Source organism: Synechococcus sp. RS9902, from assembly GCF_014279635.1.
Classification (GTDB): domain Bacteria; phylum Cyanobacteriota; class Cyanobacteriia; order PCC-6307; family Cyanobiaceae; genus Parasynechococcus.
The window spans coordinates 137,897-154,059 of record NZ_CP047949.1 but is presented as its reverse complement, the minus strand read 5'-3'; the positions used below and the strand labels follow the sequence as shown (position 1 = coordinate 154,059).

The following is a 16,163-nucleotide window of genomic DNA, read 5'->3' as shown; positions in this document are numbered from 1 at the left end:
CCATCAGCGGCAGAGCAAGTTGTTCGAATACACCAGCCGACGGTTCATGCGGGCAACGCCCGGCATAAGCAAGCCGAGATGCGCAGCCGTGGGCGCCTGCGCCCCCAACCAGGCACCGTCATAAGCAATCGATCGACTCCGATCCGCATCGAAACGCACCCGGTTTCCCGCGAGGATGTGACTGCTGCTATTCAGACCAGGAGCCAGCATCGTCGCCTGGAAATCGATGGCCAGCCAGTCGCAGAGCAACTGCAAACTGCTCTGGGGCTGAAGCGCAAATTCCTCATATCCCAGACGAAACACCGGGTACGGAGACTGGCGAAAGGCCCGTTCAAACTTGGCATTGACACGCCACCAGCGCGCCAGCTGACGCGCTGCCGGCCAGCGTTGGCCTGCCTTACGGCCGGCCTGGGCCCGGGAATGCACCCAGGAGCGCACGTCACGCACGAGATGGATGATCCGAATGTCAAACATCGCCTCGGGCAACCGCGTCATCTCCAGATCGTCCTGATACGAGTCCACGTGCCACACCGCCTCACCCGCGTGGGGTGAATGCAACAGCAGCCGCTGCACTTTCTCCTGCATCGGCACTTGGTCATACAGGCGCAGCCACTCAAGCTGAGGGCCCCAGATTGGGCACTCCGCGGCAACGACCCCACAGGTGCAACGCCGTTCAAACCGGTGAGCACCGCGCAGTTGGCTGGGCCCGCGATGCTCATCCCCCGGCTTTGGCATCACCAGAATTCGCGCCGCCTCACCCAGGCCAATGATCTGCGGATGCGCCCCCAGGGCCAAATCCAGCATTGTTGTGCCGCTGTGGCCGAGACCACGGATCAGCAGCAACTTCAATCGCTTGCTGCTCATCGGCTTCGGCCCACCAAATCGTTGAGAAGCATTGTGATCTGATCCACGTGATGCGCCACGGTGAACCGAGCCTGAGCCCGAAGCTGCCCAGCCGCACCCCAAGCAGCCGCGAGATCCGGTTGGTCCACCAGCAAGGCCATCGCCTCCGCCATGGCACGACGGTCGCCTTCCTCCACCAGCCGCCCGGTCTGCTGATCCACGACAACATCAGGAATCCCGCCATGACGGGTGGCCACCACAGGCAGACCGCAAAGTTGAGCTTCCATCACGGAGACCGGACATCCCTCCTCATCCCCATCCTCCGCCGTGCGGGAATGCTGGACAAACACCCGCGCACGACGCATCTCCTGGGCCACCGCATCGGGTGACAGCACGCCAGGGAACTGAACACACTGCTCGAGGCCAAGCTGGCGAGCCCTGGCCTGCACGAGGGGGAACAGAGGTCCATCACCCACCATCACCAGGCGGCAGGCATTGGCCTGGTCCGTCAGGCCTCGCAAGAGGGCAAAGGCTTCCAGGGTGTCCAACGGACCTTTTTTGGACACAAAACGACCCACCGCAAGAAACCGAGGAGGCATGGAGGCGGGAGTGGCCCCCTGAAAGCGCTGCTCATCGGCACCGGATGGACTGATCAACAGCTGTGCGGGCTTGGCACCCAGGGCAACCAAACGACTCCGCATCGTTTGGTTCTTGACGATCACAGCCGAGGTGAGCTGAAACAAACGGCGATAACGCTGCTCCAGACGCCTCACGTAACGCTCCGCTGAAGCATCGGCGCCGCGGAAGTGAACCGCCAGGGGCACTCCCGTGCGGGCCAGCTCCATCACCCGAACGGCATGAAAGCCGAACTCCACCATCACCACATCCGGCCGGTGGCGCCGCACCAACAGCACAGCCACGAGAGACGCAGGCAGGGTGGCCAGCCGAAGCCAGCCCAAGCGGGTGCAGACCTTGCTGGTGAGCACCGCCAGGCCATAGAGGGCTTTGAGGGGCTCACGCCAAGGAAACTCGTCCCCGAAACAAGCCTCCACCGCAAACGGCAAGCGGGCCAGGTTCGCGCGCACGAAGGTTTCCGTCCGTGCGCGCCGGGTCGGCGCCAACACCAGAACACGTGCTGTCATGACAACGCCAGGATCGACCGCCAAAGCGGCTCCAACTGGGGCCAATCCAAGGCAGCGATTCGTGCTCGGGCCGCATCGCCCATTCTCCTGCAACGGTCTGGATCCGAGGCCAGCGACTCCATCGCTGCAGCCAGAGCGACCGGATCATCACTCGGTACGACCAAACCGCTCACCCCCGGCTCCACCACCTCCAGGGGACCAGGAGAAGCATCCGTGACGATCACAGCCAGACCAGCAGCCATGGCCTCCAGCAAGGCATTGGGCATGCCTTCAAAACGGGAGGGCAAGACGAACACAGCAGCTTCCGCCAGAAAGCGCTGCGGATCGGCGCGAAACCCTAGGCATCGCAGCTGATCGGACACGCCAAGATCCTTCGCCTGCACTTGCAATCTGTCGCGCTCTGGACCATCACCCACCAAGGTGACGGGCCAAGCCGCTGCAGGTCCGCTCAACTGGGGCAAGGCTGCAATCAACACATCCAGCCCCTTCTGCGGTACGAACCTGGCCACGCTGATGAAGCCGGTGGCATTGGACGTCCCACTGCCAAGCGCAGGAGCTGGCGCAGCGGGCAACGGATTGGGCAGCAGGGCTAAACGCTCCCAGGCCCCCATCGCTTCCAAAGCCGTGAGAACGCCTGCTGTGTTGGCGGTCACCACATCCGCCCGGCGATAGGCCAAAGGCCGCAGGCGCTGCCACACCTCCGGCAGCAGCTGAAGCGAGGGGTCGTTGCGCTCGGACACCACGAGGTGAATCGGCAAGTCCCAGGCGGCACAACAACAGGTGATGTTGGTGCGGGTGAGCAGAGCCAAGACCCGATGGGGCCGCTGAGAGCGGAACTGACGTCGCAGCTGCCGGAAGCGAAAACCAGCTGTCGCCTCCGTTCCGAGACGAAACAGCTGCATGGCAAGACCCCGACCCCCTGGATGGACACGGGCTTCGAACCAGCCGGCGAACCAACGCAGCTGCAGCTGAAACAGCAAGCGGATCAACTTGTCGAGTTGGGCCAGGGCAAAACGACCAGCGCGGGCCCACCAGGAGCGATGGGTCGGCGCCCCCAGCTCCAGCAGTGGGATCCCGTCGGGGAGGTCTTGGGCCACGGGATGGCCAGGGATAAGGGTGACCAGCTTCACCTTCAACCCCTGAGCAGCGAAATAACTGGCGGCAATCAAGGCCACTTTCTGAGCGCCTCCCGCCCCCAGATGCGGCAACACCAGCCACAGATCATCACGGCCTGAATCCGTCAGCACCGGCACGACCATCAAAGCGACCCCATTAAATCGAGAAACACAGGTCGCAAGCTCTCCGGGGCATTGCGTTGGCGGACCGCCTTAGCCCTTGAGGCAAAAGCCGCGCGCGCTGCGAGATCTGCCAAGGCCCGACGCAAGGGTGGTGCCATGTCGCTGGAAGCGACGTGCTCGGACACGAGCCAACCGTTCACGCCTGAATCAATCAGGTCTGAAGGGCCTGTTGGACAGTCCACCGCAAGGCAAGGCAGACCAGAGGCCATCGCCTCAAGCAACACATTGGGATAGCCCTCAAACCGAGAGGCAAGAACAAACAGATCACTGGCCTTGTACCAATCCCCCACATTGCCGACGTTGCCCGGAAGGATCAGACGCGAAGACGCGGAGCCCATCAGCTGGCGCAGCCGAGCCGCCTGATTGACGCCGTGATACGGCTCGTCCTCGATGCCAAGAATCACCAGCGACCAATCGGTGAAGTCAGCCTGCAGACCGGCAAAAGCGGCCACCAAGCGGTCAAAGCCTTTCTGATGGAGCTTGGTACCAACCGCCAGGATCATCTTCTGCCCCGACGGAACAAAGGCCTCGGGAGTGAGCTGGGGAGCAAGTCGCGGGATCGGCCAAAGGATCGCATTGGGCAAAACCGCGGTGCGGCGTGCCAAGCCGCGTTGATGAAGCCATTGGGCAATGCCCTGCGTTTGTACCAAATGCAAATCAGCTCTGGGATAGGCCAAGCGACGCAGCAAGCGCCAACGCCAAGCCAATGGACGGGCCGGAGGGTAGTTGCGCTCCGAGATCACCAAGCGCGACGACAAACCGATCGCCGCCAGCGCCAACTTGATCGACGGCAGCGTCGTCATGCCGATCAAGAGATCTGGCTGCTCTCGTCGAAGCAACTTGCGCAGGCGCAAAAGCTTCAACGGCCAAAACAAGGCACGATCCAACGAGCCCAACAGGCCAGGCTCCCGCAAGCGGCGGAGACCAGAAGGCACGGGATAGAAATCGTGGCTGGCAGGCTTCGAGGTCAACAAGGTGACGTTCCAACCGCCTTCCAACAACCATTCAGCCCACTGCAGGGTGACGCGCTCGGCACCACCGATTTTGAGCGAATCGATGAAAAGCAATGCCGACCTGCGGGGCTTTGCTGAATCCGTCATGGCTCGGGCTGGATCAATTGCCTCTGCACCAACGCCGCAATCGTGTCGGTCAAGCTCCCCTCCGAGGAGTGATTCAGCAGTCGGGCCCAATGACGGCACGCCTGGGGCGTCACGGAGCCACCCGCCTGGTGAAGCTCCTCACAACTGTTCTGCAACTCCTGAAGAAACAACAGATGGTTTTCCTGAGGCGTCCGTCCCCTGACCCGTCGCCTCGGGGCGAGCCCTGCAGCGTTGGCGGTCGTCCAAGCGTTCAACAAGGTCGTCGCATCCCTGCGGACCGTGCCGTACTGACGCGGATCCAGCAGAAAACCAAGGGCAAGGCCGCGCCCGAGGTTGCTGGACATGCGGAACAACGCATCCGCATTCATCTGATCCCTGTCGATCGCTCGACTGAATTCAGCCAGGCGTTGCCAACAACGCGCCAGCAACGGCATGTCCCCCTGAAGCAGAGCCAGGTGATAGAGGGCACTGCTGATCGACACGTACAGCTTCCCCAGGTTCTGCCGATTGGACTGTGGACAACAGGTTGTTGCTTCATCGCTGCGCAGCTTCTTTGCTGTCTCCTCCAATGCCGCAATCAACTCCTGAGCACGCGCTGCATTCTTCAAGCGAAGAATCAGATAGGCCTCCGCGACCAGCGCATAGGAGCGCCGGGTGAGGTCAAGGTCTGCACGATCTGAGAGCCAACGAAAGACCTCACCGCTTTGGAGAAGATCACGGGGGCGGGATCCGGTGCGAAAAAGCACCCGATCCACAGCCCGTTCATCCGAAGCGAACAAGCAGCGCTCCAACAGGGCCAACGCCTCGGGCAAGGCACCAGCCCTCAGCGCCAAGGTGCACTGCATCGCAACAACATCGATGGCATCCGGCCAACGGCGCCGCGCCGCATCAGCGATCCAAGACGCCTGCTGATAGTCGTGAAGGCGAAGGCTGGCATCAAACATGAGATAGCTCGTTGATGCTGACGTGAGCCTCCCCTGCGTGAGCCGAAACAGAGCAACGCCGAAAGCATGACCAAGGTGGCTGTTGCGCCAGACATACGCCAAGGGACTGGTCCAAAGCCGTTCACGCCGCTGGTTCAAAGCCTTGAGCAACACAAAAATCGGCGGAGCAACGCGTTTGAGCCATCTCTTGACAGCAGCTAGTTGGAGCGAGATCTGCTCCTTCATCCAGCGCATTTCCCTTGAGAACGCAGCAACTTCAGCATGCGACGCGTGCGACCGGCATAGGTGTACCCCTCGATCCCGCTCAATCGTGTCTCAAGGCTTGGCCCGTCTCCTCTCAGAACCCGTTGAAGCTGCCGGCTGAACTCCAACGGATCCGGTGGGCAAAGGCAGCAAATCGCCTCGAACGAACGGAGAGCGTGAATCCGTGTGGACACCACTGGCAAACCAGCGAAGAGGTACTCGAAAAACTTCATCGGAAACATCGCCCGGGTGTAGGGGTTGCACTGCAATGGCAGCCAGGCGCACTGAAAGGCAGCCAAAAACCGCGGCAGTTGGCGGTAAGGCTGGGGACCGAGCCAATGCACATTGCTGAGACCACACAACTGGGAGAGATCGGTGCTGGGCTCCCCCTCGGACTGTGGACCAATGAAGACGAATTGCCAGTCAGGATGGAGGAGGGCAACGGTGCGAATCAGCCCAAAATCAAGTTTGTAGTTGCTGATCGCACCAACAAAACCAATTCTGGGCTCTGGGATTCCTGCCAACTCCGGCGGATCTACAAAGCCCGGATCCCGACGCAGTGCCATTGCGGCGGAAAAATGATCCCGATCCGCCACGTTGGGTTCGTAACAGATTCGGTCCGTATGCCTGGCCAGTCGCTCAGCGAGATAGGGAGACGTGGTGAAGACCTGGTCGACGGAACGACACAAGCGGGCTTCCTGGGATTCGATCAAACTCCTGGGCATGCAGGGTTGCTCTTGAACCGCATCCACCGCGTGATAGATCGACAGCCCAAACCCCTTCAATGGCAGATAAAGCAACGTCAACGGGTTGTAGGTCCAAAGCCAAGGGGAACGGAAGCGCAGGAGCCAACACGCCAGTGAAATGCTGAAACGCACGATCAAGCGATTAAGGCGAAGCGCCAAGCCGTGGGAGCCACCGGGCAATACCAACGGCGACAACACCCAGATCCCCGGTCGCACAGCCCGAAGAAATCGCAGACCGAGGATCAGCCGCCGAAGAATTCTTCTGAAATCCTGGGTTTTGGCCTGCACTGAGCGTAGACCAAGGGATTCAACGTACAAAACACGCTCACCTTCCGCCGCGAGTGCACAGGCAACGTGCTGCTTGTTTGTCCAGAGAGGGTGGTCCCAGTCAGCCGTGGAGAGCAGAACGACATCTGCCATCAAGTGTTTTCAATGCGATACATATCTCTGAAGGTTTCCGATCTCTCACAAAGGGAGACAAAATCACCTTGAGCATGAATCCTGCCGTTTTCGATCTCAACAATTCGGTCGCACTTTTTGACGGTTGACAACCGGTGAGCGATCACAATGGTTGTGCAGCGTCGCCCCACCAGATCCAGGGCCTGAAGAACATCATGCTCAGTTCTGTTGTCGAGAGCACTTGTGGCTTCATCCAAAACAAGAACTTTGGCACCACGATAAAAAGCTCGTGCAAGAGCAAGACGCTGACGCTGACCGCCAGACAATTTCACGCCATTCTCACCAATCATGGTGTAGAGGCCGTAAGGCATTTGAGCAACAACATCATCGAACTGAGCCGTTTTCAACGCCGACCAAATATCTTCATCATCGATCGAATCGTTGTCTAATCCAAAAGCAACGTTGTCGCGAATACTTCCATCAAATAGGCGAATATCCTGAGGCACCAAAGCGCAATTGGCCTGCCATGCCGGCAGATCTTGCGGACTCACAGGAATGCCATCCAACATGAGTTGGCCCGAGGTCGGCTGGAGCAAACCCAGAAGCAGATGGGCAATGGTTGTTTTTCCGCTTCCCGTGCGCCCCACCAATGCAAAACGGGATCCAATCGGAATCGAGAGATTGACTGCATCAATCACCAATCTGTCGCTACGTCGATATGAAAAACTGACATCTTTCAATTGAATCAGCCGACGAGGCATCAACCCTTCTGGGGTTGGCACACCAGGAGATGACAACAGGAGCCTCTCTGGCTTCAAATCCAACAAATCCAGCGCATCTTTAATTTCCGGGAGACCGCCCCGCAAACGGTTGAGGCTTCGAAATGTGTTCTGAAGCGGCCCAGAGATCTTCAACAACGTGAACATGATTGCGAATAGGTCAGGTATCGCATTGCGCACATCACTTGAATCTCCACTCAAAACGGCAGGAGCAAGGCCAACCAAGAACAAAATCGAAACCCCAGCAGGCTCGATCAAAAAACGAGGAACATCAGGCAGTAAACGTGTTAATCGATCGTACCGTTTTGCGATGACTCCATCCGAGGAAAAACGAGTCACAAAATATTTATCAGCGGAATAAAGGTGAACATCACGAATGGAGCGCAACGACTCCATCAGCAGAAGGTTGATCCTGCGGCCATAACGGACGCGCTGCTTGGTCGCCAACCTCAAATAAGGTGTGATCAGCACTGAAGCCACTGCATAGGCCATCAGCATCAACGCGAAAATAGCCAGGGCCTGATAGCCAAGAACAAAAACAACCCCAATCAGCAGGGACGTCACCGACAAAGCATTGCCAGCAATCGCAATCAAGGGAATGACAACTTTCGTTGAAACACTATTGAGTATTCGATTGAATTTTTCAGAAAGATTGGCCGTACGGTTTTCGATGAAAAATTCATACCGCTGCTGAAGCACATTTTGATAGACCTGATTGACAAGGTCATTCCATATCTCCGCACTCAACAAACTTTGCATCAAAGATACAAAGAAACGAACAAAAGAAGTGAGCCAGAAGGAGGCAATTAACAACGCCAACAACCAACCTGTTTGATCTAAAATTCCACCCCCAAAAACCCAAATACCTGGTAAACGGTCTGCCAGCTTTGCACCTGAGAAAAGGCCCACAAATCGGGCCAGAAAGGCAATCAGAAGAAGATCAAGAATGCCCTGGAAAAACGAGGCAAGCAGAACAAAACCGACCAACCGCTTCCGCTGTGCCGGCAACTTGCCCAGCAACGTCGAAATATCTTTCCAGGTCTGACTCTGAAGCGAAACTCTTGGAGACTGGCGGCTCATCTTTCCCAAGCCAGAACCGACGCATCAACCTGTCATCTGACCGTACGCGTCAAGGATCAAGCTGAACTATCGGGAAGGCCAGCCGGGCAACCGATTGACCACTCGCTGCAGCCGAACGAGCCGTTGCTGCAGTCGCAACCTCCACGTGGGAGGACTGCTCAGGGATGGTCCGGAAGCAGCCTCCAGGGCATCCAGGTGAGCGAAGGCGTCGCGCCAGCGCTCCAACAGCGCAGCTTCTGAACACTCCCGCAGGAGCGCCTCCAAACGATCGCCCGCGGGCCGCCAGCGCTGCGGCACAGCAACGGCAGCCTTGATTCGCTCAAGGTCGAATTGCAGCCGGCCACATCCGATCTGATGCACGGTGTGCCCGGGATCGCCATGGTCAGCCAAAGCATGATTCAGGCTGCTGAACACAACACAGCCGCAGGCCAAGGCCTCCAAAGGTGGCAAGCCAAAACCTTCGGTCACGCCGCGACCGCGCCAGTACTCCGCTGAGTCGTAGAGGTAGACCGTGGAGCGGTTGAACAGATCGACCAAGTCATCCACCCAGCCGGCCTGCACCTCCACCACAAGGCCCGCCTGTCGCAGCGCCGGCACCAGTTGCTCCAGCACATAGGGGCTGCTCTTACGAGCCTGCACCAGCACATCAATAGGTCGACGCTGGCCGACAGAACGGTCGCCACGGTCGAGCCAGGTCTGGTCCAGAGCATTCGGCACCAGGATCAGGGGATTGCGGGGAGCCTTGTCCCCCCAATAGCCCATGGTGTTCCGACTGACGGCCAACACAGGAACACCCGGCGGCAAGCCGAAGCCGTACTGGCTGCTGTGGGCGTGGTAAGCAACCCGGCGGCCTTTGAGCCGATGGATCAAACCAGGAACATCAAAGCCCCAGCTCACCACCCAGAGCACCTGCGCATCCGGACGATCTTGGCGAAGGCAATCGTCCAAGTAGGGATGATCAACGGAACGTTCGCGGTAGGTGACCAGTTCCGTTGGGCACAGATTCTCCACCAGTCGGGCGGTCTGCTGTTCAACGCTCAGTCCGCCACACCAGAACCGGGCACTGGTGCCGGGAACCAGAAAGCGGACAAGCGCAGGAGCCACAGATTTAGGCCGCGAAATCAGGCCGCAACAGCCTCCGTGCTGCCGGCCCGCTGACGGCGGGTGAGGAAACCAAACAGCACCTTGCCGATGGCGGCCACCAAGTTGCCCTCCAGCTCTTTGAACATGTTCATGTTCAGGTGGAAGGCGTGATTGGCCTCCTCAACGATGCGATCGGCCATGGCCTGATCGATCGGCAGTGTGTCCATCGCAGAGCGATAGTTCGTCTTGAACGCCTTTTCATCGGCGATGTCGTCGAAGACGTAAAAGCGCAGGCCGGCATCACCCTCCATGTTCATCGCCTTCTGGGCAATGTTCTTGAGGATCTGACCACCGGAGAGATCACCGAGGTAACGGGTGTAGTGGTGGCCCACCAACAGCTCGGGTGACTCCTGGGCCACGGCATGGATGCGCTCCACATAGGCCGCTGCCGAGGGGGAGGGCTGGATCTCGTCCTTCCAACCATCACCGAAGTAATAGGTGAGGTCTTGCTCGAGTGCCTCACGACGGTTCAGCTGGGCCATGGCTACAGGACCAACCACAGGGTGATCCGTCAGCTTGCTGATCTCGTCCTCCATGGCGGAGTAAACGAAATAAAGATCTGCCACCAGCTTGCGATAGCTGGCCTTATCAACGACTCCCTTCAGAAAGCAGCTCACGAAGCCGGTGTTCTCGGCCATGGTGTGAGACTTTTTCGTGCCTTCCCGGAGCTGGGCAGCAAGGGCGACAGACATGATTGCGAGAAACGGCCTGACTTCGAACTTAAAAGGAGTTCAAGGCAGGACGGCTTTGTGCGTTGCGAAGGGTTACGCCGCTGGTTCGGACGCAGCAGTTCCTTCAAAGAGCTCGAACAGCTCGCGACAGATCTGCTGAAGCTGCTTCACCTGCTGCTGCTGAGGCAGGTGGGGGCCTTCCGGCAACCATTCACCAACCGTGGCGAGGCGCCAGCGTTCGCCGTCGTAGGTCATGCCCCGCATCAACACCCCCAACAGGCGCAGCTGGTCGTCACCACGGTCCGTGCTGATGCGCAATTGCATCAGCAAACTGCGGCATTCGAGGCGGGGACTCCAGCCAGGGAAGTGAAACGAGAGATCCAGCGATTCCGTCTCAGTCCACTGTCGGGTCTGCGGGTCGTCCCGCCAGGGGCTGAGGTTGGCCTGTGCAGCGGGAAATTGGCGACGCACAAGCGTGATCGTGGATGCAAGCGCTCGCATCCGGCCCACGCTGTGTACCGATTCGCCCGCGTTCACTGCAACCTCGTCGTTCCGCACAGTGTGGAGGGAGATGCAAGAGGCCGCCGTTACGGTTGCACGAGGTTCACGAAACCATGACGCAACCGCTGCACCTGGGCCTGCTGGGCGCCATGCCGGAAGAGATCGGCTCTGATCTCAGCCACCTCAAGGATCTGAGCTGCAGCGACCACGGCGACCTGAAAATCCACAGGGGATCATGGGGCGACGAGGTGCACCTGAGCCTGGCCTGGAGCGGCTGGGGGAAGGTGAGCGCTGCGCGGGCCGCCACTCGCCTGCTCGCTAGCGATCCCAGCATCGATCTGCTGGTATTCACTGGCGTTGCGGGCGCTGCAGATCCGGCCCTGAGTCAATGGGATGTGGTGTTGGCTGATGCCGTGGTGCAGCACGACATGGATGCCCGGCCCCTCTTCCCACGTTTCACGCTGCCCGCACTGAACCAGGCCCAGCTCCAACCGCAGCTATCCTGGTTCGACTGGGCCAAAACCGCTCTTCTGGAGGCCCACAGCGCAGGCGAGCTCGACGGATTCGCACAGCCCAGCAGCGGTCTGATCGCCACGGGCGATCGCTTCATCGGAGATCCAGCGGTGCTGCAGGCGCTGCGGGATGCTCTGCCCGACCTGCAAGCCGTTGAGATGGAAGGTGCTGCCGTCGCGCAGGTGGCCGAGCAGGAGGGTGTTCCTTGGCTGGTGCTGCGGGTGATTTCCGATGGTGCCGACGAAACGGCCGCCCAAAGCTTCGAAGACTTCGTCAAGTGCTACGAACAGCGGGCCTGGCGGCTGATTGAGGCCCTGCTGCAACGCTGCAAAGACGCACCTCGAAGATGCGCATAATGCCTGTGCTGAACCGCATGCTGCGCTACGGCCTGGTGGGTGGCACTGCCGCAGCCGTTCACATCGGCGTGCTGCTGCTGCTGGGCCAGTGGATGAGCCTGAGCCTGGCCAACCCCATCGCCTTTATGGCCGCCTCCGTCGCGGGATATCTCGGCCATGCCCTGCTGACGTTCCGAGAAGAGACCGGCGGACGCCAGTTCGCCCGTCGCTGGCTGCTGCTGCAATACGTGGTCAACATCAGTGTCTGTGCCCTGCTGCCGCTTCTGAAAGCGCCAACGCTGGTGTTGGTGTTCACACCCACGCTGCTGAATGCCCTGATCTGGAGCCGCGCGGCTCGCTTCAGTGCCCAGGCCCGCGAGCACCAGAAGGGGCATCCACCGCTGCTCCATGCCGATGACCTCGGCCTGGCGGAGGGCGTCGATGCGGCCATCCTCGATCTGGCCCAAAGCGGGCGGCTTCAGGGGGCCAGTCTTTTGGTGAATGGTCCCAGTGCGACCGCCGCCATGGAGGCGTGGCATGACCTGGCCGACCCACCGCCGCTCAGCCTGCATGTCTGTCTCACGGAGGGGCATCGCCTACCCAACTGCCCAGAGATCCCAACCGGATTCGGAACCTTGCTGCTGGCCTCCCTCCTGCCATGGCAACGGCGGCGCATCGCCCTCCAGTTGCGCAGGGTTTTGCTGCAGCAGATCAGCCGCTACCGCCAGCTCACGGGGCTGCGGCACATCAACCTCGATGGCCATCAACACATCCATTTGGTTCCGCTTGTGCTGGATGCGGTGCTGGATCTGGCCAGCGACGAATCAATTACCTGGGTGCGTACGACACGGGAGCCCCTGCCGGAAGGCCTGCCATTGAGGCTCTGGTGGCGCAGCCTGCTAACAGGAGGTCTGCTCAAGTGGCTGGTTCTGCAACTGCTGAGCAGGCTGGCCATCCCGCGCCTGCGCCGGGCCGGACTTCAAACCAACCGGCGCTTCGCCGGAGTGCTGTTCAGTGGATCAATGTTCGGAACAGCCTTTCGCCGCTGCTGGGAAACGGCCTACAGCTCAATCACTCCGGAACGTGCTGCACAGCCGCTAGTTCTGATCCACCCAGCCCTCCCTAATGCTGCGTTGGGAATGGATCAGGCGGCGTTTCAGCAGTCTGTGACCTTTTTCAGTTCCACTAATCGCCAGAAAGAGTGGAGCTCAGCGCAACAGCTTTGAGCCCTGATGTACGGCTCGAACGAAATAGTGCGGACGCCGTTTGACATCGATGTAGATCCGACCGATGTACTCGCCCAGCACGCCGATGCCGATCAGCTGAATTCCCCCAAGGAACAGAACAGCCACGATCAGTGAGGCGTAGCCCGGCAGGTCAACACCGAAAACCAAGGTGCGCAGCACGATCAGGGCGGCATAGACAAAGCTCAGGAATGAAATCAGCACACCGATCACGCCCCATACCTTCAGGGGCTTGACCGTGAAGGAAAAGATGCCGTCCAAGGCGTAGCGCCAGAGCTTGAGGGAGCTCCAGGACGTGGTGCCACCGACGCGGGCCACCCGGCTGTAAGCGATCTCCTCGCTGCGGTAACCGGTCCAGGGCATCAACCCTTTGGAAAAGCGCGTGGCCTCACGCAACTGGGTCACCGCCTCCACCACCGGAGCACTCAAGAGCCGGAAATCGCCGGCCCCCTCCTGAAGCTGGATCGAATCCACCAGGCGGTTGAACACCCGATAGAACCAAGACGCCGTGGCCACTTTCACAAGCCCTTCGGCATCACGGTCATCCCTTACAGCGGTGACCACTTCAGCCCCGTTTCGCCAGGCCTGGACCATGGATGGGATCCGCTCAGGAGGGTGCTGCAGGTCGGAATCGATCAGCACCGCAGCGGCACAGCGTCCGTTGGCGTAGTCCAACCCCGCCAGCATCGCGGCCTCCTTGCCGAAGTTGCGGGTGAGCTCCAACAGCGTGACGGCCTGATTGACATGGCTCCGCTGCCAGTCACGGATCACAGCAACCGTGGCATCAGACGATCCGTCATCAATCAGCAGAAGATGGTCCACATCCGGCAAGGCCGTAACCCGCTCCATAAAGGTGCTGATCACCGCGGCTTCGTTGAAGCAGGCCGCCACCACCCACACCTGCTCGCTGGCCATCAATGCACGGTCTGCACTATTGGGAACCGTAGAGCTACCGGCTCAGTCATAGGCTCGGGCTGCTGACGCCCGACCAACCGCCATGGCCCAGTTCGAGAAGCTCACCGCCCCCAGCCAGGGCACACCGATCCGCTTCGAGAACGGCCAACCCGTGGTGGCCGACAACCCGATCATCCCCTTCATCCGAGGGGATGGCACCGGCGTGGACATCTGGCCCGCAACGCAGAAGGTGCTGGATGCAGCTGTGGCCAAGGCCTACGGCGGCAGCAAAAGCATCGAATGGTTCAAGGTTTACGCCGGTGATGAAGCCTGCGACCTCTACGGCACCTACCAATACCTACCGGAGGACACCCTTGAGGCAATTCGCGCCTACGGCGTGGCCATCAAAGGCCCCCTCACCACACCAGTGGGCGGTGGCATCCGTTCACTGAACGTGGCCCTGCGCCAGATCTTTGACCTGTATTCCTGCGTGCGTCCCTGCCGCTACTACGAGGGCACCCCAAGCCCCCACAAGCGTCCCCAGGATCTGGACGTGATCGTCTACCGGGAGAACACCGAAGACATCTACATGGGGGTGGAATGGGAAGCCGATGACGCCGTCGGCCAAGAGCTGCGGAAGCATCTCAACGAGGTGGTCATCCCAGCCAACGGCAAGCTGGGCAAGCGTCAGATCCCCGAGGGTTCCGGCATCGGCATCAAGCCGGTGAGCAAAGCTGGCAGCCAGCGCCACATCCGCAAGGCGATCCAGCACGCCCTGCGTCTTCAGGGCGATAAGCGCCATGTGACCCTTGTGCACAAGGGCAACATCATGAAGTTCACGGAAGGAGCCTTCCGCGACTGGGGCTACGAGCTGGCCACCACAGAATTCCGCGACGTGTGCATCACCGAGCGGGAAAGCTGGATTCTCGGCAACCTCGAGAAGGATCCCAACCTGAGCATTCAGGCCAACGCCAGGATGATCGAGCCCGGTTACGACAGCCTGACCCCAGAGAAAAAGGCTGAAATTGATGCCGAGGTCCAGGCGGTGATCGACGCCATCGGCAGCAGCCACGGGGGCGGCAAGTGGAAGGAGATGGTGCTGGTGGATGACCGCATCGCCGACAGCATTTTCCAGCAAATCCAGACCCGCCCCCAGGAGTATTCGATCCTCGCCACGCTCAATCTCAACGGCGACTACATCTCCGATGCCGCCGCTGCGATGGTCGGTGGCCTGGGCATGGCCCCCGGCGCCAACATCGGCGAGAACGCCGCCATCTTCGAAGCCACCCATGGCACCGCCCCGAAACACGCCGGCCTCGATCGGATCAACCCGGGCTCAGTGATCCTCAGCGGCGTGATGATGCTGGAGTTCCTCGGCTGGCAGGAAGCTGCTGATCTGGTGACCAAGGGCCTCAGTGCCGCCATCGCAGACAAGCAGGTCACCTACGACCTGGCCCGACTGATGGAGCCCCAAGTGGATCCAGTGAGCTGCAGCGGTTTTGCCGAAGCGGTCATCGCCCGTTTCTAAACACTCACCAGCAGGCCATCCGTGATCATCAATCACTCGAAGAAGTTCATATTTTTTGCCAACCGAAAAACAGCATCAACATCAACAGCCATTGCGTTGTCGAGCAGCTGCAATCACAATGATGTGATTACGCCCCTAGGCCGAGACGAAAAAATTCGCAAGGAGCTTGGCTATCAGGGGCCCACAAACTTCATTCCCTGGTGGAACAAACTAAATTATTTTGCCATCAAAGCAAAATGCAAGATACAGAAAAAAGGTGTCAGCCGCTATCTCAAATCCATTGGGCTGCACACGCACATTGAAGCAACAACCGCTCTCGACAAGAACTACATCAGTGCATCGACGTTCGAGAGCTATTACAGCTTCTGCTTCATTCGAAACCCATGGGACCACGCTCTTTCCCAGTTTTTTGAACTCAAAAAAGACCAGAGACTGCAGTCCCTCGACTTGGACACCTTCATCGAAGGCGGAATGCTCGACAAGTTCGCAAGTTCATGCCGATCGATCTACAGCGATCAAGGAACAATTCTTGTGAAGCGCCTGTATCGGTACGAAAATCTCCAGGAAACGGTCGAGAGCATTTTCAACGACCTCAACCTGACCGGAAATCCACAACTCCCAAGAGCCAAGTCGAACTTGCGCACCGATAAAAGACCCTACAAAGACTTACTCAATTCCAGCCAAAGAAATAACATCGAGCGCATTTTTGCTCAAGAAATTGAATGGGGAAAATACCGATTCTAAAAAACCAAAAAAACAA

Annotated in this window: 15 protein-coding genes; 4 read left to right on the top strand and 11 right to left on the bottom strand. The window is 59.4% G+C overall.

Annotation, left to right across the window (positions count from 1 at the left end):
- Nucleotides 1-3: 3 nt before the first annotated feature.
- The 10 genes from SynRS9902_RS00795 to SynRS9902_RS00750 form a co-directional block, all read right to left on the bottom strand.
- Nucleotides 4-864, bottom strand: a complete 861-nt coding sequence (locus tag SynRS9902_RS00795) for a sulfotransferase (protein ID WP_186509619.1) — start codon at nucleotides 862-864, stop codon at nucleotides 4-6.
- Entirely contained in the window at nucleotides 861-1,985 is a 1,125-nt protein-coding gene (locus SynRS9902_RS00790; RefSeq protein WP_186509618.1) for a glycosyltransferase, read from the bottom strand. Before SynRS9902_RS00790 ends, SynRS9902_RS00795 begins: the two co-directional genes overlap by 4 nt.
- A complete protein-coding gene (locus SynRS9902_RS00785) occupies nucleotides 1,982-3,244 on the bottom strand; it encodes a glycosyltransferase (RefSeq protein WP_186509617.1) in 1,263 nt (420 codons plus the stop codon). Before SynRS9902_RS00785 ends, SynRS9902_RS00790 begins: the two co-directional genes overlap by 4 nt.
- Complete coding sequence (locus SynRS9902_RS00780) at nucleotides 3,244-4,383, bottom strand: glycosyltransferase (protein ID WP_186509616.1); 1,140 nt, start codon at nucleotides 4,381-4,383, stop codon at nucleotides 3,244-3,246. Before SynRS9902_RS00780 ends, SynRS9902_RS00785 begins: the two co-directional genes overlap by 1 nt.
- Nucleotides 4,380-5,327 carry a hypothetical protein gene (locus SynRS9902_RS00775; RefSeq protein ID WP_186509615.1) on the bottom strand — a complete coding sequence of 316 codons (948 nt, stop codon included), beginning with the start codon at nucleotides 5,325-5,327 and terminating at the stop codon, nucleotides 4,380-4,382. The genes SynRS9902_RS00780 and SynRS9902_RS00775 overlap by 4 nt, the downstream gene beginning before the upstream one ends.
- A 221-nt stretch (nucleotides 5,328-5,548) precedes the next feature.
- The gene (locus SynRS9902_RS00770; RefSeq protein ID WP_186509614.1) at nucleotides 5,549-6,736 is read right to left on the bottom strand and encodes a glycosyltransferase; all 1,188 of its coding nucleotides are present in this window, start codon (nucleotides 6,734-6,736) and stop codon (nucleotides 5,549-5,551) included.
- A complete protein-coding gene (locus SynRS9902_RS00765; protein ID WP_186509613.1) occupies nucleotides 6,736-8,574 on the bottom strand; it encodes an ABC transporter ATP-binding protein in 1,839 nt (612 codons plus the stop codon). Before SynRS9902_RS00765 ends, SynRS9902_RS00770 begins: the two co-directional genes overlap by 1 nt.
- A gap of 66 nt (nucleotides 8,575-8,640) precedes the next feature.
- Entirely contained in the window at nucleotides 8,641-9,678 is a 1,038-nt protein-coding gene (locus SynRS9902_RS00760; protein ID WP_186509612.1) for a glycosyltransferase, read from the bottom strand.
- Nucleotides 9,679-9,695: 17 nt separating this feature from the next.
- On the bottom strand, nucleotides 9,696-10,409 hold the full coding sequence (locus SynRS9902_RS00755) for a heme oxygenase (biliverdin-producing) (protein WP_186509611.1): 714 nt from the start codon (nucleotides 10,407-10,409) through the stop codon (nucleotides 9,696-9,698).
- Nucleotides 10,410-10,481: 72 nt separating this feature from the next.
- Entirely contained in the window at nucleotides 10,482-10,889 is a 408-nt protein-coding gene (locus SynRS9902_RS00750; protein WP_186509610.1) for a hypothetical protein, read from the bottom strand.
- Nucleotides 10,890-11,002: 113 nt separating this feature from the next.
- Here SynRS9902_RS00750 and SynRS9902_RS00745 point away from each other — a divergent pair, with 113 nt between their 5' ends.
- Together SynRS9902_RS00745 and SynRS9902_RS00740 are read left to right on the top strand one after the other, a co-directional pair.
- On the top strand, nucleotides 11,003-11,758 hold the full coding sequence (locus SynRS9902_RS00745) for a 5'-methylthioadenosine/adenosylhomocysteine nucleosidase (RefSeq protein WP_186509609.1): 756 nt from the start codon (nucleotides 11,003-11,005) through the stop codon (nucleotides 11,756-11,758).
- Entirely contained in the window at nucleotides 11,758-12,963 is a 1,206-nt protein-coding gene (locus SynRS9902_RS00740; protein WP_370586313.1) for a ChbG/HpnK family deacetylase, read from the top strand. Before SynRS9902_RS00745 ends, SynRS9902_RS00740 begins: the two co-directional genes overlap by 1 nt.
- On the opposite strand, the gene SynRS9902_RS00735 is transcribed toward SynRS9902_RS00740, so the two are convergent.
- On the bottom strand, nucleotides 12,946-13,896 hold the full coding sequence (locus SynRS9902_RS00735; RefSeq protein WP_186509608.1) for a glycosyltransferase family 2 protein: 951 nt from the start codon (nucleotides 13,894-13,896) through the stop codon (nucleotides 12,946-12,948). The genes SynRS9902_RS00740 and SynRS9902_RS00735 overlap by 18 nt on opposite strands.
- 82 nt (nucleotides 13,897-13,978) lie before the next feature.
- Here SynRS9902_RS00735 and SynRS9902_RS00730 point away from each other — a divergent pair, with 82 nt between their 5' ends.
- Complete coding sequence (locus tag SynRS9902_RS00730; protein ID WP_186509607.1) at nucleotides 13,979-15,403, top strand: NADP-dependent isocitrate dehydrogenase; 1,425 nt, start codon at nucleotides 13,979-13,981, stop codon at nucleotides 15,401-15,403.
- A gap of 21 nt (nucleotides 15,404-15,424) precedes the next feature.
- On the top strand, nucleotides 15,425-16,147 hold the full coding sequence (locus SynRS9902_RS00725; protein WP_186509606.1) for a sulfotransferase family 2 domain-containing protein: 723 nt from the start codon (nucleotides 15,425-15,427) through the stop codon (nucleotides 16,145-16,147).
- The last annotated feature ends 16 nt before the right edge of the window (nucleotides 16,148-16,163 follow it).